We start from the raw sequence: 14,959 nt of genomic DNA, 5'->3' as shown, positions 1-14,959 counted from the left end.
TCCTTAAATATACCCCTGCCCTCGCTACCAGTGCTAACGGGCGTCATTTTGGTCACTGTCTAGAGGCGTTTCCTTCGGTACTTCCTCGTTTTCTTCCCGCCCAGCAGTGTTTTTCTGCTTGCTTTCTAAGGTTTTCGGGGACGGCTCGGCACAGGTCGGCATCGCAGCCGCAGGCACTTGATCTTTTAATTGTTCCTGTTGGGAGCGTAATTGGCGGCGAGCATCCGGGCTTAGCCGCACCCCGTAGCGTGGCTGTTCGTCAGCACCCGAACCAAACTCGGTGGGACCGGCAGTGACGCTGCTAGGGGCATCCTGTTCTACTACTGCCGCTTGAAAACGGGGATTGTCCAAGAGCAGGCGCCGAGCAGTGTAGTAATCCTCTCTGACCATAAGTACGTGTTTTTCAGCGGTTAAGGAAGAAGAAAAAGCAATGGGATAACCGGAGGAGGAAGAGCGAATCGTCCAAGCAACAAGGCGTTCAATAGCTCGAAAAATAGCAAAGGCGCCGATTATTAGAGGAGCAAAAACTGCCCAGGCGGGTTTCCAAAGTACGAAAAGTAAAGCCAAAAAAATTCCCATCATTAGACCGCGGGTAAAACCAGCCAGCAGGGCTTTAGGCCAGGTGACTACCCCAACTACTTGATTTATGCGAGTCAATCCGCGCTCTTGTACCAGCAGTTGCGCCACTGGGAAATCTTTAGAATGTAAGTAGTTAATGGCTTCTTCAGCGCTTTCTTTAGAAGGAAAGGTCGCTAAATCCCGCCCGCTGGGCAGGGTGGTCTCCGGATGATTTTGGAATAAAGCCATATCTTAAGTGTGTATGTTACGGTCTGGCAATGCAAAACTATTTGCCGTAAACCTTGCAGATTTTACCTCCGGCGAATCTGGCTGGTGATCTTGATTCCCCGGACAAGAAACAGTTTCAGCAATAGCGGAGCATAATAAGACAGCTAACCTCTTACCTTCCACAATCTTCAAGTAGAGTTAGAGACATGGAGCACGCCAAGCACTCAATCAAACCCGTCGGTTCCCGCGTTTTCATTGGAAAACTGGCGGGAACTCGAGTATTTGACCCGGTAGGAGACGAGATCGGTCAGGTAACCGACGTAATAATTGTTTTACGTTTTACCGGGTTGCCAACGGTAGTGGGTTTGGTGGTGGAAGTTGCCGGACACCGGCGGGTGTTTGTGCCGGTAACTCGAATTGTGGCTATCCAGCCGGGACAAGTAATCACCACCGGATTGGTTAATATCCGCCAGTTCCAGCAGCGAGTAGCGGAAACCATGGTGATGGGCGAACTCATGGATCGGGTGCTATCCATGCGGGATGGTTCTGGGGACGTAAAAATCCAGGATATGTGCATGGAGCAGGATGACCGCCGCGACTGGTATATCACCAAACTCTATGTACAGCGGGTAACTTCCGCGCTAGCTCTTAGCCGCGGGGAAACTATGCTGATTGATCCGGCAGAGGTAACGCATTTGCGTAAATCAGTACTCCCGCAAGAGGCAACTACCCTACTGGCTCAGTTAGAGGGTGCGAAAGCTGCCGATGTGGCAGATGTGCTGGCTGATCTGCCGGAAGAACGCCGCCTAGAAGTTGCTGCACAACTGGGAGATGAACGCCTAGCGGATGTGTTGGAAGAACTCGGTCAAGAAGATCGAGTTGCCATCCTTACTTCTCTAGATATCGCCCGCGCGGCCGATGTGTTAGATGTTATGCAACCCGACGACGCTACCGACTTGGTAAAAGAGCTGCCCGAAAAACAGGCACAGATTTTGTTAGCGGAAATGGAACCGGAAGAAGCGGCGGATGTGCGCCGTTTGATGGTGTACGGGGAACGTACCGCCGGTGGTTTAATGACCACCACCCCGGTGATTTTGCCTCCAGATGCTGACGTTGCCACCCTGCTAGCCCATGTGCGGCGGCAAGATATTCCTCCGGCTCTGGCCGCGATGGTGTGTGTTACCCGCCCGCCAACCGAAACTCCCACGGGGCGTTTCTTGGGAGCAGTTCATATTCAAAAGGCACTACGGGAACCTCCCCAAACCCTGCTGGGGCAGATCCTGGACGATGATCTAAAGGGAGTGGATCCTACTGCCGGTATCGGCACGGTAACCAGGCTGCTGGCTACCTATAATTTAACCGCAGTACCGGTAGTTGATAAGAATCGACATCTACTGGGTGCAGTCTCGGTTGATGACGTCCTCGATCATCTTCTACCTGCAGATTGGCGCGATGCTGACGAGGATGAAACCGATTTAGCAATGGAAAGGGAAAGGAGCGAAGATGGCGGACAGGCTTGATACTCCCCGTGAAAGAAAACGTCGTTTTCGGCTTCCGCGCATAAATTTACAATCCGAGGGCGTGGGGCGGGTTTCAGAATCTTTTGCCCGTTTCCAGGGAACCCCCCAATTCTTGGTTTACCTGACGGTATTCGTGATTATTTGGTTGGGCTGGAACTCTTGGGCTCCCGAGGCTTGGCGTTTTGACAGCTCTGCTCTTGGTTTCACCGCCCTAACTTTAATGCTATCTTTGCAGGCTTCTTATGCTTCTCCCCTGATTTTGTTGGCGCAGAACCGGCAAGATGACCGCGACCGGGTTTCCGCGGAACAAGACCGGCGCCGAGCCGCAAAGAATCATGCCGAAATCGAATATCTCACCCGCGAGATTGCCTCTTTACGTCTGTCAATGTCTGAGGTAGCTACCCGGGACTTCGTTCGGGGCGAACTCCGCGACCTCTTAGATGAGCTTCGCGCAGAGGAATACCAAAAGGCTCGCAGAGATTTAGAGGAAAATAAACACCATCCTGAACAGGGAAAATATAAACTTGGGGACAATAATTCTTCCTCGATTTCTAATTTCTAAAGTAAGCATTAGCTAAAAACCCGGTTTTTACCTCCTTAAGGTTCCTATCGGAAAGTGAGGTCGAGACGCTCACCCTATAGGATGGAAGGCATGAGTCAGTTAAATGAAGAGACAATCAGGCAGGCACTCTCGCGGGTAATAGATCCGGAACTGGGACGGTCAATCACCGACCTGGATATGGTACGGGAAGTTTCTATTGGTGAGGAAGGCGCGGTTACCGTCAAGGTTGACTTAACCATCGCCGGCTGCCCCCTACAGGCCACCATTGAAAAAGATGTTCGTGAAGAAGTAGCCAAAGTTCCCGGAGTGACGGCAGTAACCGTAGAAATGGGCGTGATGGATGAAGCTCAAAGGGCTGCCTTGAAAGAAAAACTTTCCGGTCCCCAAAATATTATTCCTTTTGCCCAGCCAGATTCTTTGACCCGCGTCTATGCGATTACGTCTGGTAAAGGCGGGGTTGGTAAGTCTTCAATGACCGCCAACTTGGCGCTGGCTTTGGCAGCGCAAGGTCTTAAAGTTGGGGTGTTAGACGCCGATATTTACGGTTTCTCAATTCCTAGGATGCTGGGGGTGGCGGAAGAACCCACAGTTATTGATGGCATGATTGTTCCCCCGGTGGCTGGTGGGGTGAAAGTTATCTCTATCGGAATGTTTGTGCCGGATGGGCAGCCGGTAGTGTGGCGCGGTCCGATGCTGCACCGTGCTTTGCAACAATTCTTAGCCGATGTTTACTGGGGTGACCTGGATGTTTTACTGCTGGATCTACCTCCAGGAACCGGTGACGTGGCAATCTCTATTTCCCAGCTGCTGCCCAGGTCAGAGATATTGGTGGTGACCACTCCGCAGGTAGCGGCGGCAGAAGTTGCTGAGCGCGCCGGAGTTATCGGGGCGCAAACCGATCAGCGGGTAATCGGAGTAATCGAAAATATGTCTTATCTGCCCCAGCCGGATGGCAGCAAGTTGCACCTGTTTGGCAGCGGCGGCGGGGAAATGGTAGCGGGACGGCTTAGCGCGCAACTGGGCTATCAGGTTCCGGTTTTAGCGCAAGTACCGCTAGATATTGCCTTGCGAGAGGGCGCTGACCAGGGAACTCCGGTAGTGGCGATGCATCCAGATTCTCCGTCCTCGCAAGCTATTAACGAGGTGGCGCAGGCGCTTACAAAACGCACCCGCTCCCTGGCGGGACGTAACCTGGGGGTCAAACCGCTGTAAGCTGCCCGGCAGGTTTCATAAACTGGAGAAAACGTAAATCCGTTAGCAAGGAAGTCGTTATGAATAACAACAAGGCTTTAAGTTGGGATTGGACCGAATCCCAGGTAGTTGAGGACGAAAACACGGCGGCAGCGCGCGCCCTAGCCGTCGAACTGGGGGCTAGCCCGGTTTCTCCCGCTACCGGAGCAGCCTTGCGGATGCTCTCTGCCGCTTGCGGGGCGAAAGCAATTTTTGAGATCGGCACCGGGGCGGGAGTTTCGGGTCTCTACTTGCTGGAGGGAATGTCCGAAAATGGGGTGCTGACCACTATCGACTCGGAATCAGAGTTCCAGGCGGCTGCCCGTAGTGCTTTTCGATCCGCTGCCCACCGGTCGAATCGTAGCCGTCTGATTAATGGTCACGCCCTAGAGGTACTCCCCCGGATGGCAGGCGCCGCCTACGATCTGGTGGTGATTGACGCCGACGTGCGGGAAATTTCCAGCTATATCGAACAAGCTACTCGAATCTTACGCCCCGGCGGGATGGTAGCAATTGTGCACGCCCTCTGGATGGATCAAGTTGGAGATCCTGCCCGCCGGGAAATGGAAACCACCCACATGCGGCAAGCAGTAACTTCCCTACTCGCTGATGAGCGTTTTATCGCCAATATACTCACCTGTGGAGATGGACTAGCAGTTGGGGTTTATTGCCCACAAGATTAATCCCTGAAAGTTTTCCTTACTACTCACGGTTTTTATCTGCTTTTACCCACCCTACCTGGACTTTTATTTTCAGTATCCCGTCAGGTTACCTCTGGTTTCGGCGGGGTTAACTTGGGCTTAACCTGCATACTGATATGCTTCGCGAGTGAGAAGTTTTAAGAATAAAGGCGTTTACCGGAGCGGTCCCATTCAGATGCGCAGTCCCTTGCGACCCAGGGAGACTTCCGAGCAACGCTTGCTCCGTCCGCAAAAAAATACTGATTGGCTACATGAAGACACTTGGCGGGTACTGCGGATTCAAAGTGAGTTCGTAGAAGGATTTGCCGCCCTCGCCGAATTAGGGCCGGCGATTTCGGTTTTCGGTTCCGCCCGCACTCCCCTGGGTAGCCCCGAGTATGCCCTGGGGGAAGAAACGGGGAAGTTACTGGCTCAGTCCGGCTGGTCGGTGATTACCGGCGGAGGCCCGGGACAAATGGAGGCAACTTGCAAAGGCTGCACCGAGGCCGGAGGGATTTCAGTAGGGCTAGGTATCGAGCTTCCCCATGAGCAAATGTTTAATGACTGGGTTTCGCTGGGGATCTATTTCCGATATTTTTTTGCCCGCAAAACCATGTTTGTTAAATACGCCCAGGGTTTCGTAGTCCTTCCGGGCGGATTCGGTACTTTGGATGAACTTTTTGAGGCGGTAACCTTGGCGGAAACCGGGAAAATTAAGTCTTTCCCTGTTGTCTTGGTAGGACGCAGCTACTGGAGTGGGCTGATCTCCTGGCTAAAGGATCAATTATTGGGCGCGGGAATGATTACAGAGGAAGAGTTAGCGGCGGTACAACTGGTTGATACCCCCGCCCAGGCTCTCGAAATTATTGGGAAAGCTCCCGCAAATTCTTAGGATTGTTACCTTCGATACCACGTCCTATTTGTAGAATCCCATCATGAAGCCCACCGAAAATCACTAATATTTTTGACATAAATTATTATTGTTTGCGCAAATTATTTTAGGTTACTGCCAGAACCTGTCGTACTCGCAAGATTAAAGATGTCCGACGCGACCGGAAGAAAGCAGAGATAATAGGCATTCGGGCGCTAAATCTCAGCTAATTTTTAGGTGTCTATCTGCTATAATTGCTCAAGTAAACTCTAATTTTCTGGTATTGGTTTAGCTCTCTGGGGGTCAGCATGGCAGCAATGAAACCGCGAACCGGAGATGGTCCGTTAGAAGTAGCAGAGGACGGTGCGCGCACAGAAGAAGGTCGGGAAGTCGTATTGCGGCTACCAGCTTTGGGAGGCGGACGCCTGGTTATCGAAATGAGCAAGAAAGAAGTCATCGATTTAGCGGCAGCTATCCATCAGCTCTATCCCGACGAAACCTAAGTCTGAAGGAATGCGTTTAATCCGCTAAAAATACAACGCTTACTAGAGAGTTTAGTTCGCTAGTACCTGCCTAAAGGGAAAGCTAAGATTACAGTTTCAAAGTTCCCTGCCGGAATTCTTCTTCTATTATTTGCGACTTTTTCTTAACCTCATTAGGAACCGTCGAGTCATATTCGTAAAACGGTGTGAGCCCTACCCAACCATTCTGATAAGTTCCCAAAATCTGGGTGGAGTTAGCGGCAAAGCGATCTTTACGGGCTTCTTCAATCAATGAAATCATCGCCTGGGAAATATCGGGAACAATCGAGGTTAAGATGGGAGGATTCTTTCCCGCTGGGCTTCCTTGAGTTTGGTGCCCATCGGTCAGATACCAAATCGCGGTAATCGAACCGACAGCGTCATTTTCTGCCAGGCTGTCAGTAGTTGCAGGAGAAGATGTAGTTTCTTCGCTACTTTCCGGAGTGCTCTCACTGCCATTATCTGCCTCGGGCTCCGCGCTTTTACTGGCTTCCGCAGCAGCTTTAGCCGCTTGGTATCTGTCTTGATTTACCTTACTAATCGCTGCTAACCCCTCTGGACTTTGCGCGCCCTCGGCAAAAAAAATTACATCAGCGCCCTGCTTTATCAGGGTTTCTACTTGCCCTTTTACCTTGGATACCGGGGCTTTCTCCCCCAAATACAAACCGTTACCGTCAGCCTTTGCATTCACCTTCACCGCCGAGGATTTTTTTGCCCCCTGCTCGGCGTTATAGCGCTCCACCCCTTTAGCAAAAGCAGCCAGCAGCGTTTGATTAGTCTGGTTTTTCTTACCCGCAATCGCGGCTACCTGCCCACTGGCAGAAGTTCCAGCCGCGATAAACCCGGCTACGTATGCCGGTTGACTCAGGTCATAGGTAACTATGGCCAGGTTCTCTCGGGTGGCTTGGGCAGATGTACCCGGCGGCAACAATAGGGCGAAATGACGAGAGCGGTGATATTTTGCCTGTTCCATCAGGGGTTCAACAAATGCTTCCCCCACCCCGATTATCAAAGAACAATTGGCAGAAATATCACGGGCAATAGCCTTTTCTATCTTTGCGGGGGAATCTAGGGTACTCCGCCGCGCCGCCACCCCGAGACGTTTTTGACCATCCTTTAAAGCGGTAATAGCACTGGCGTTAATCGATCCTACCCCGCCCTTTCCCAAGGTCAGCAGACAGGTGCGAAAGTCAGCAGCATTTATATATCCGGAGGGCGCCACATTGGTGCCTGCACATCCCGCAAGTGCCAGAGCCGCTATCAACAGCGCTATGGTCTGCCTAAAGAACTTCAAGCTAGTTCCCCTTGTTCGCCAGCGACATCCCCTATTTTTTGGGCGCTCTCTGTGGTGGTCACCAAAGTTACGTCCCCGCGGCGTATTACTACTGCATTAGGGATCCCCACCACTACAAGTTTTTCTTCCCCTTGATGGTCTATAAATGCGCCCGGGCTAGCAAGAACCTGACTTTCCCCAGTTCCGCGTACTACCGGATTTAGTGGATTATCTCCGGTAAGCGCGGCGTGTAGGGAATCAAAATCTCCTACATCTGACCACCCGAAATCGGCGGCAGCTACCACTGCTACCCCGCCGCGGGCAGCTACCGGTTCAGCGATTGCAGTATCGATGGGATAAGAAGGCAGTGATTCCCAGAGCGTGACAAACTCTGCCGTCCCGGGGGTAAGTCTCACCATCTCTTGGATAGTTTCATAGTAGCTGGGAAGCAATTCGCGTAGGTGAGAAAGGAGAATCTCCGTGTTAAAAACAAACATTCCCGCATTCCAAAAGTAACCGCCGGTTTCCAGGTAGTTTCTGGCCTGCGGCTCGGAGGGTTTTTCTTTAAAACTTTTTGCTACCAGGACTGGCGGCTGGTCGCCTTCCGCCCTCAAAATCGTATCGGAGGCACAAATATAGCCATAAGCAGTAGCAGGGCGGCTAGGGGCGATTCCGATAGTTACAATTTTCCCGCCCTCAGCAGCTTTGACTGCAGCAGTTACTGCCTGACGGAAGGCGGAAACATCTTTGATGGCATGATCAGCCGCAAAAGACCCGGCAATCACTGCCCCATACTTTGCCTGCAGTCGCGCTGCCGCCCAGGCAATCGCCCCCAGCGAGTTTTTCCGGCTGGGCTCAAGTAGCATCGCATATTTACTTTTAACCTCGGGGTTTAAGCGTGCGGGGAGGTTTTGGGAGGCTACCGCCTCGCCGTGACTGGCGCCAGTTACCACTGTTAATGAAGCTGTCAGCGGGCAGAGCCGGTCAACGGTGGCTTGCAGCAGGCTAGATCCTTGCCCCAACAGGTCAAGTAGAAACTTTGGTTGCGCGGCCCTTGACAGGGGCCAGAGGCGACTTCCCGGTCCGCCAGCGGGAATAATAACGTGCAGGCTCATGACTTTTACTATCGTATAGCGGTCTGCTTAAGGTTCGCGTACATCCAACATTATTTGCGCCTGGGTGAGCGCTTCGGCTATTTCTGTAGGAGGTTGCGTAGCAGATACTATCCGCGAGAGCTGATTCAAGGGACAAACTACGTTTAGAGCGGTGCGTCCCCAACTTCGGGTAGGCACCATCACGGTGGTGAACTCACAATTGCGGATCAGCACGCGATTCAGAGCCGCTTTGTCGATATTTTCACAGCTCAAACCAGTATCTTTGTCTATTCCTTCCGCCTCGATAAATACCGAATGAAAATAAAAATTAGAGGCATTTGTCAGGGTTAGCGGGCCTAGATTTTCATAGTTTTCCGGCTGTCCCCCAAAAATAATTACTTTAGCCGGGGCGCTACCTTTGTCGCGTTGTCCCTGCTGGGCATGGTCAAGTATCTTAGCCACCGGCAAATAGTTGGTTGCTACTGTAAGTGAAGAGAAAAATTCGCTCTCGGTTATTAGTTTAGCCAGAATCGTTCCACAGCCACCGCCGCCAATAAACACGTTTGATCCGGGGCGAATAGTTTCTAGGGCGGCTTGTGCAAGTATTTTTTCTTCTCCGCTGGGAGCACTCACGGGGAGATTACCGCCTCCCGGCGCCCCCTCCAGCCGAATTGCCCCGCCATGAACCCGCTTGAGTAGCCCTTTTGCAGCCAATACCCGAATATCGCGCCGCACCGTCATTTCTGATACGTCCAGCTGAGTTACCAGATCAGTTACTCGCACTGACCCGTTTTGATTTACCTGCTGTAAAATTTCATCGTGCCGCTGGTGCGCTAACATGAGCTACTCCATGTGTGGGAAAACCTTTCCCCTAGGTTACCCCAAATGTTGTAAATTGTCTTTTTTCCCGCGCGTTTTTGTTCGTTTTCAGAGTGCTTCTGGTGACCGAAACCGCTAGATTTAAACTATGCAAGAAACCGCCAATTCTCCGCAGCTATCAGTGCGTGCTCGGCACCGTGAACAATTCTCCCCTAGCTTCCGCGAGGTGAGAACGCAGGCAGGAATAGTTGATAAAGCCAAGATATTTGGGCTGTGGGTGCAGCGCACCCGGATTGTTCGTTCGCTCATGCGCTACAGCAACGGACGAGGAGCGCTGCTTGCGGGAGGGATTGCCTATTCCGCGATATTTTCGCTAGCTGCCGCGTTAACAATCGCAGTAACGGTATTCCTGGGACTACTTGGTCGCAGCCCGCACCTGAAAGACGCGATTTTTTCTTCTCTGGCGACTACCCTGCCGGGAGTGCTGGAATGGAAGGGATCTTCGGGGATTCTTAACCCTTCAGACTTGGTGCTTTCTAATTCGTTTTCTATCACCGGGATAGTTGCGGTAGTAGTGCTGCTATTTTCAGCCACCTCCGTTATGCGCGCGATGAAATCTTCCATCCGCGCCATGTTTGGAATTGATCAAGTACCCTACGGGGTGGCGATGGAAAAGCTACGTGACCTGCTAGGATTCGCGGCTATTGCTGTCGGAGTGGGCGCTACCGGGGTTTTGACCTTGGCACATACCGTCATTGGTACCCAGATATTTTCGGCACTTGGCGTAGAATCTGCCTTTGCCTCGGCGATGATTCGGATTGGATCTTTTTTAATCAGTGCCACTATCGACGGATTAATCCTGTGGGTTCTGATTCGGTTCGTGGCACTAGTTAGGGTACCCAGAGTCGATTTGATCTGGGGGTTAGCGATGTTCGGGCTGATTTCTACCCTGATTAGATCCTTGGGAACTTCGGCAGTCGGGGCGGTCACTAACCCCTTACTTGCTTCTTTTGCGGCTGTCGCCACGCTGCTGCTGTGGATTAACTTACTCTCGCGAGTGATGTTGATTTCTTGCGCATTTACCGCTAATCCCCCCAAAGCCCTCAAAGCTACCCAGGCCGAGGATCTTCATGCCGAGGAGCGCCCTAACTACGTTTCTCTTTCTCAACCCCTAACTTTAGATTGGGCGCATCATCGTTTGAGCGGATTGGTTGACCTGGATGCTCCTGCTGATACCTCTTTACCCGGCCAGTCACCGCTGGGAACAGCGAAAAAGTGGCGTTCGCGCCTGGTAAGCCAAAGCGGTAAACCCTGGCAGGGCAAAATTTCCGCCCATATTGACCGCCTGATTACCCGGCAGGAAAAGCGGATAGCCTTCTTGCAATCCCTCAAAGACTCGCGGCGTGACCCTCGTTAGCGCACACGAATCCCAGAACACTAGCTACTAGCCAAAAGCGCTGCTAGCATTACAAACATCCTTATTTATAATCACCCACGATTCGATTCTTCATGTGATGAATCACCGAAGAACGCAGTCCCCCATCAATCACCAGCATCACTCCCCCCAGCAGAGATAGCCGGGAGAAACGCTTCTTTCCGATTAAACCAACCACACCGGCTCCCACCAGTCCAATTCCCACTGCTAACTGAGCGATATTAGCCACTTTCATCAAAGTGGGGTGCTCTATTTCTAGTTTCCGCAAGATACCGAAAAGAGTTTTCTGATCCTCATCAGAATGCAGAATCCGCATATCTACGCTGTGTCCCATGGCAGCCGCCCAACCGGGCTCGTGAAAGATTTCGATACCGGGTACTTCCTCAAGGTCGAGCTGTCCATAGAGGAAGGCGGCGGCTTCGGCTGGTAGTCCCAAGACTTCTATTGTCCGCACCATACCATCTTGACCTGGCGTTTTGAAGGTTTCTGCTAACTGTTCGGCATCGCAACCAGCGGTTTCAGCAATGCGTTTAGGGGAAGATGAATGTCCTAGGTATTCGCGTATTTTCTCTAACAGTGCCGAATCCGGGTATTTGACTGCCCCGGGAACCACTTGGTTTTGCAACAGCCAGGAGTGGATTGCTAGTTTTTCGGGGTCGGCAATTTCATCGGAAGTCACCGCCACTATCCGTTGATCATGGTCAGAAACATAGAGCCCCAGAGCCGGGATTCTAGAAATCAGGGAGCCTTCCACAATGTCACCCCGGATAGTTTCATAGAATAAGGCGATTCGCCCCTCCGAAAGGGTAACGCAGCCCAAGGTTTTACCTTCTGAGGCGGCACAAAACGGCACCGACGAAACCGGCATTTGCGAGATTTCTACTACCCGTACCGGCTGGGTGGAATCGGCGCTGCGGGAAGGCATCGGTTTATCTGCAGGCAGCTTATTGGAATGGTATTCGCCTATCAAAACATCAGCTGCAAACTTTTCTGCCAGTCTGTCTACCACTTCTGGAAGCGCTGCCCCCACTCGCAGAGGTTGCTCTGCGTCATCTAGGGCAGCCAGGCCATCAGCTTGGTTACGAAGCATATTTACTCCCAGCAAGTGCGGGGTGTCCGGGAACCAGTCAACCTCAGCTACGATGTTTTGTTCCTGGAAAAACTGGCAGACCGCATGAGGATCGAGCTTGGCAGCTACCATCGCTCCTTCTTGAACAGTCCAGGAAACTACCGGGTCGGCATCGGTGTCTACACTGGGCAAGCTGTCTTGGCTCATGATTTCTCCTTTACGGTTTCTCTTTCCTCCAGATTAACCGCTAAGAGGCGCTTTTTCAGCCGTTAGAACGCTGAGAATCAAAAAAATTCCCTTACCGAAACAGTGACTTAGTTCTCAACTTTTAAGACAGGCTTGCTATTGGCGGGGAATACTGGGTTATCTTAGGGGCATGACACGTCGAATGTTCAGCTGACCCGCACGGTCAGCTCTTCTCAGTCCGCCCCTAGGCGGCGACGCGTTTGCCCGTGCAAAGAAAGTCCCTTTGGACTGCCTTGCCGGGCTTTTTCTTTATCCGAAGTGGACTATTGGCAAACGTTTTAAAAAACCCAAATCTACTTTGAAAAGGATAAAAGAAAATGACTAAGCAAAACTGGGGCTTTGATACTCGCCAGATTCACGCCGGATACCGTCCCGATAAAGAAACCGGATCCCCGGTGCCTCCCCTTTATCAAACCAATGGTTACGTTTTTAAGGACGCGAAACAGGGCGCGGATCGCTTCGCCTTAAAAGAACCCGGTCCTATCTACACTCGCCTAAATAACCCCACTAACGAGGTTTTCGAGCAGCGGGTTAACTCGCTAGAGGGCGGAGTGGGGGCGCTTTCGACTTCTTCGGGAGCCGCCGCGATTGCGCTGACTATTTTGACGATTGCCGAGGCCGGAGACAATATCGTGGCTTCGCCTTCGCTATACGGAGGCACCATCGCGTTCCTGGCCAATAATCTGCCGCGTTATGGCATCACCACTACTTTTGTTGCCGACCCTACCGATGCATCGCAGTGGGAGGCAGCCGCCGATGAACACACTATCGCGTTCTTTGGGGAAACTATTCCCAATCCGAAAAATGATTTTCTAGATATCGAGGCCGTCGCCCAGGCGGCGCACCGGGTCGGAGTACCTTTTATCGTCGATAACACCGTGGCCACCCCCTATTTGACCCGCCCCCTAGAGTGGGGAGCCGATATCGTGGTGCATTCGGCCTCGAAATATCTGTGCGGACATGGCAATTCTATCCAAGGAGTGATTGTCGATGGCGGCACTTTCGATTGGGGAGCTGATCCGCAGCGTTTCCCCCAATTCAACCAACCGGATCCTTCCTATCACGGCCTGGTATATAAAGACCTAGGGGAAAGCGCATTCATCGTGAAAGCCCGGGTGCAGGGGCTGCGTGACTTTGGGTTCGCGGCCAGCCCCTTTAACTCCTTCCTAGTAAATATCGGGATCGAAACCCTGTCACTGCGGGTGCAACGCCACGTAGAGAACGCCCAAAAAGTAGCAGAGTTCTTGGAAGCACATCCGCAGGTAGCAGCGGTTAACTATTCGGGGCTAAAATCGTCCCCCACCCATGGTTTGCAGCAAAAATATGCTCCCGGCGGCGCGGGCGCGGTTTTAGCTTTTGACCTCAAGGGCGACCGCGCGGCTGGGGAGGCTTTCGTAGATGCTTTGGAGCTGCTAACTAACGTTGCGAACCTGGGAGATTTGCGTTCCCAAGTTATTCACCCGGCCTCTACTACCCATTCGCAAGCTAATGAGCAAGAGTTGGCGGCGGCGGGTATCAGCCAATCCACTATCCGCGTTTCGGTCGGCCTAGAGGACGTGGCGGACATTATCGCTGACCTAGAGGCCGGTTTCGCGGCGATTAAGCAGTAACCCTCGTACCCGCAGCAGATAGGACTTAAAGGAAGAACCAAAATGCAAACGGCCATAAAAGATAAAGCGCAAGGCGTTAGCGTTAATCCCCGCCAGCAATATCCCGGCACTAACTGGGCAAATAATCCCGCTTGGCTACCGGGGGATGATCCCGGTAACCGCCAGTTTGTTTCCCTGGGGGAACTGCCTTTGGAAAATGGAGGCTCCCTGCCAGGTGGCTACCTGGCGTATGAAACTTGGGGGAAACTAAACGCGGATGCCTCTAATGCAATCTTGATTGAACACGCGTTGACCGGGGATTCTCATGTGATTGGGTTACAAAGCCCCGCACACCCCACTGCCGGTTGGTGGGAGCGAGTAGTTGGCCCGGGCAAACCGATTGATACGGATCGTTACTTTGTGGTGGCACCCAATTGTTTAGGCGGATGCCAGGGCTCTACCGGCCCTGCCTGGCCAGCACCCGATGGTCTGCCTTGGGGTTCGCGTTTCCCGGAAATCACTACCCGTGACCAAGTGCGCGCGGAAAATCATTTGCGCAGGCACCTGGGAATATTGTCTTGGGCCTTGGTGGTGGGGCCTTCCGCAGGAGGCTTTCGCGCTCTGGAGTGGGCGTGCCTCTATCCGCAGCGGGTACGCGCTTTGGCGCTGGTCGCTACCGCCGGAGCGACCAGCGCTGACCAGACCGGTTGGGCACATATGCAGGTGTGTGCCCAAGAGTTAGATACCAGCTTTGATGGTGGGGACTATTATTTATCGGGCGATAAACAAGCGGGTAATCCCGGAATGGCGTTGGCGCGGCAAATCGCGCACGCCACCTATCGCACCGCCGGCGAGTTAAACACCCGGTTTGGGCATGACCCTCAAGGCGGTGAAAATCCCCTGGCGGGGGGACGCTATGCGGTGGAGTCCTACCTGGATTATCACGGGAAGAAACTGACGCAGCGCTTCGACCCTGGTTCTTATCGAACGTTAACTCGCGCGATGATCACTCACGATATCGGGCGCGGGCGCGGCGGTACCCGCCGCGCCGCCGGCTCTATCTCCGCACTCACCCTGGTGATTGGAGTAGATTCTGACCGCTTATTCCCGGTGGAAGAATGTGCAGAACTGGCGCGTCAAATTCCGGGTGCCCAGTACCGGCAAGTCACTTCTTCTTCCGGTCATGACGGTTTCTTAGTGGAAACCCGACAGGTGGAAGAAATCTTGGCGGATTTCGTTGCTGGCTTATAGTCCCCGCTCCCGT

General features: G+C 52.7%; 14 protein-coding genes. 9 read left to right on the top strand and 5 right to left on the bottom strand.

Translation table 11 applies throughout. The features are described from left to right. Positions 1–33: 33 nt before the first annotated feature. Positions 34–807, bottom strand: a complete 774-nt coding sequence (locus tag BQ5456_RS09835; RefSeq protein WP_071129815.1) for a general stress protein — start codon at positions 805–807, stop codon at positions 34–36. Positions 808–992: 185 nt separating this feature from the next. Here BQ5456_RS09835 and BQ5456_RS09830 point away from each other — a divergent pair, with 185 nt between their 5' ends. The 6 genes from BQ5456_RS09830 (at position 993) to BQ5456_RS09805 (ending at position 6,152) form a co-directional block, all read left to right on the top strand. Next, positions 993–2,306, top strand: a complete 1,314-nt coding sequence (locus BQ5456_RS09830; RefSeq protein WP_071129814.1) for a magnesium transporter MgtE N-terminal domain-containing protein — start codon at positions 993–995, stop codon at positions 2,304–2,306. Then, positions 2,290–2,868 carry a DUF1003 domain-containing protein gene (locus tag BQ5456_RS09825; RefSeq protein WP_071129813.1) on the top strand — a complete coding sequence of 193 codons (579 nt, stop codon included), beginning with the start codon at positions 2,290–2,292 and terminating at the stop codon, positions 2,866–2,868. Before BQ5456_RS09830 ends, BQ5456_RS09825 begins: the two co-directional genes overlap by 17 nt. A 90-nt stretch (positions 2,869–2,958) precedes the next feature. After that, positions 2,959–4,080: a P-loop NTPase gene (locus tag BQ5456_RS09820; RefSeq protein ID WP_071129812.1), complete on the top strand. Its 1,122-nt coding sequence runs from the start codon at positions 2,959–2,961 to the stop codon at positions 4,078–4,080. Positions 4,081–4,139: 59 nt separating this feature from the next. After that, positions 4,140–4,781 carry an O-methyltransferase gene (locus BQ5456_RS09815; RefSeq protein ID WP_071129811.1) on the top strand — a complete coding sequence of 214 codons (642 nt, stop codon included), beginning with the start codon at positions 4,140–4,142 and terminating at the stop codon, positions 4,779–4,781. Between the two features lie 193 nt (positions 4,782–4,974). After that, positions 4,975–5,670 (top strand): LOG family protein, encoded by a 696-nt coding sequence (locus tag BQ5456_RS09810; RefSeq protein ID WP_071129810.1) that lies wholly within the window; start codon positions 4,975–4,977, stop codon positions 5,668–5,670. Positions 5,671–5,957: 287 nt separating this feature from the next. Then, positions 5,958–6,152, top strand: coding sequence for a DUF3117 domain-containing protein (locus BQ5456_RS09805; protein ID WP_071129809.1), 195 nt, complete (start codon positions 5,958–5,960; stop codon positions 6,150–6,152). Positions 6,153–6,240: 88 nt separating this feature from the next. Here the strand turns inward: BQ5456_RS09805 and BQ5456_RS09800 are convergent, their stop codons facing one another. From BQ5456_RS09800 to BQ5456_RS09790, 3 genes are read right to left on the bottom strand one after another with little or no spacing between them, the layout of a single operon-like run. Beyond that, positions 6,241–7,464, bottom strand: a complete 1,224-nt coding sequence (locus tag BQ5456_RS09800) for a BMP family lipoprotein (protein ID WP_071129808.1) — start codon at positions 7,462–7,464, stop codon at positions 6,241–6,243. After that, complete coding sequence (locus BQ5456_RS09795; protein ID WP_071129807.1) at positions 7,461–8,558, bottom strand: mannose-1-phosphate guanylyltransferase; 1,098 nt, start codon at positions 8,556–8,558, stop codon at positions 7,461–7,463. The genes BQ5456_RS09800 and BQ5456_RS09795 overlap by 4 nt, the downstream gene beginning before the upstream one ends. Before the next feature lie 27 nt (positions 8,559–8,585). Beyond that, positions 8,586–9,377, bottom strand: coding sequence for a DeoR/GlpR family DNA-binding transcription regulator (locus tag BQ5456_RS09790; protein ID WP_071129806.1), 792 nt, complete (start codon positions 9,375–9,377; stop codon positions 8,586–8,588). 127 nt (positions 9,378–9,504) lie between these two features. Between BQ5456_RS09790 and BQ5456_RS09785 the strand changes: the two genes are divergently transcribed. Next, positions 9,505–10,773, top strand: a complete 1,269-nt coding sequence (locus BQ5456_RS09785; protein ID WP_071129805.1) for a YihY/virulence factor BrkB family protein — start codon at positions 9,505–9,507, stop codon at positions 10,771–10,773. Positions 10,774–10,834: 61 nt separating this feature from the next. Here the strand turns inward: BQ5456_RS09785 and BQ5456_RS09780 are convergent, their stop codons facing one another. After that, the gene (locus tag BQ5456_RS09780) at positions 10,835–12,067 is read right to left on the bottom strand and encodes a hypothetical protein (RefSeq protein WP_071129804.1); all 1,233 of its coding nucleotides are present in this window, start codon (positions 12,065–12,067) and stop codon (positions 10,835–10,837) included. A 356-nt stretch (positions 12,068–12,423) separates the two neighbouring features. Here BQ5456_RS09780 and BQ5456_RS09775 point away from each other — a divergent pair, with 356 nt between their 5' ends. Continuing rightward, complete coding sequence (locus tag BQ5456_RS09775) at positions 12,424–13,716, top strand: O-acetylhomoserine aminocarboxypropyltransferase/cysteine synthase family protein (RefSeq protein WP_071129803.1); 1,293 nt, start codon at positions 12,424–12,426, stop codon at positions 13,714–13,716. Between the two features lie 42 nt (positions 13,717–13,758). Further along, complete coding sequence (metX, locus tag BQ5456_RS09770; RefSeq protein ID WP_083378478.1) at positions 13,759–14,946, top strand: homoserine O-acetyltransferase MetX; 1,188 nt, start codon at positions 13,759–13,761, stop codon at positions 14,944–14,946. Positions 14,947–14,959: the final 13 nt, after the last annotated feature.

This window comes from Varibaculum massiliense (assembly GCF_900106855.1).
GTDB classification, from domain to species: Bacteria; Actinomycetota; Actinomycetes; order Actinomycetales; family Actinomycetaceae; genus Varibaculum; species Varibaculum massiliense.
This window is presented reverse-complemented; position numbering and strand designations above follow the sequence as displayed.

What these genes read in the sequence shown, in the direction of transcription:
- BQ5456_RS09835 (WP_071129815.1), bottom strand. Translation starts at nt 807, where the DNA reads ATGGCTTTATTCCAAAATCATCCGGAGACCACCCTGCCCAGCGGGCGG.
- BQ5456_RS09830 (WP_071129814.1), top strand. Translation starts at nt 993, where the DNA reads ATGGAGCACGCCAAGCACTCAATCAAACCCGTCGGTTCCCGCGTTTTC.
- BQ5456_RS09825 (WP_071129813.1), top strand. Translation starts at nt 2,290, where the DNA reads ATGGCGGACAGGCTTGATACTCCCCGTGAAAGAAAACGTCGTTTTCGG.
- BQ5456_RS09820 (WP_071129812.1), top strand. Translation starts at nt 2,959, where the DNA reads ATGAGTCAGTTAAATGAAGAGACAATCAGGCAGGCACTCTCGCGGGTA.
- BQ5456_RS09815 (WP_071129811.1), top strand. Translation starts at nt 4,140, where the DNA reads ATGAATAACAACAAGGCTTTAAGTTGGGATTGGACCGAATCCCAGGTA.
- BQ5456_RS09810 (WP_071129810.1), top strand. Translation starts at nt 4,975, where the DNA reads ATGCGCAGTCCCTTGCGACCCAGGGAGACTTCCGAGCAACGCTTGCTC.
- BQ5456_RS09805 (WP_071129809.1), top strand. Translation starts at nt 5,958, where the DNA reads ATGGCAGCAATGAAACCGCGAACCGGAGATGGTCCGTTAGAAGTAGCA.
- BQ5456_RS09795 (WP_071129807.1), bottom strand. Translation starts at nt 8,558, where the DNA reads ATGAGCCTGCACGTTATTATTCCCGCTGGCGGACCGGGAAGTCGCCTC.
- BQ5456_RS09790 (WP_071129806.1), bottom strand. Translation starts at nt 9,377, where the DNA reads ATGTTAGCGCACCAGCGGCACGATGAAATTTTACAGCAGGTAAATCAA.
- BQ5456_RS09785 (WP_071129805.1), top strand. Translation starts at nt 9,505, where the DNA reads ATGCAAGAAACCGCCAATTCTCCGCAGCTATCAGTGCGTGCTCGGCAC.
- BQ5456_RS09780 (WP_071129804.1), bottom strand. Translation starts at nt 12,067, where the DNA reads ATGAGCCAAGACAGCTTGCCCAGTGTAGACACCGATGCCGACCCGGTA.
- BQ5456_RS09775 (WP_071129803.1), top strand. Translation starts at nt 12,424, where the DNA reads ATGACTAAGCAAAACTGGGGCTTTGATACTCGCCAGATTCACGCCGGA.
- metX (WP_083378478.1), top strand. Translation starts at nt 13,759, where the DNA reads ATGCAAACGGCCATAAAAGATAAAGCGCAAGGCGTTAGCGTTAATCCC.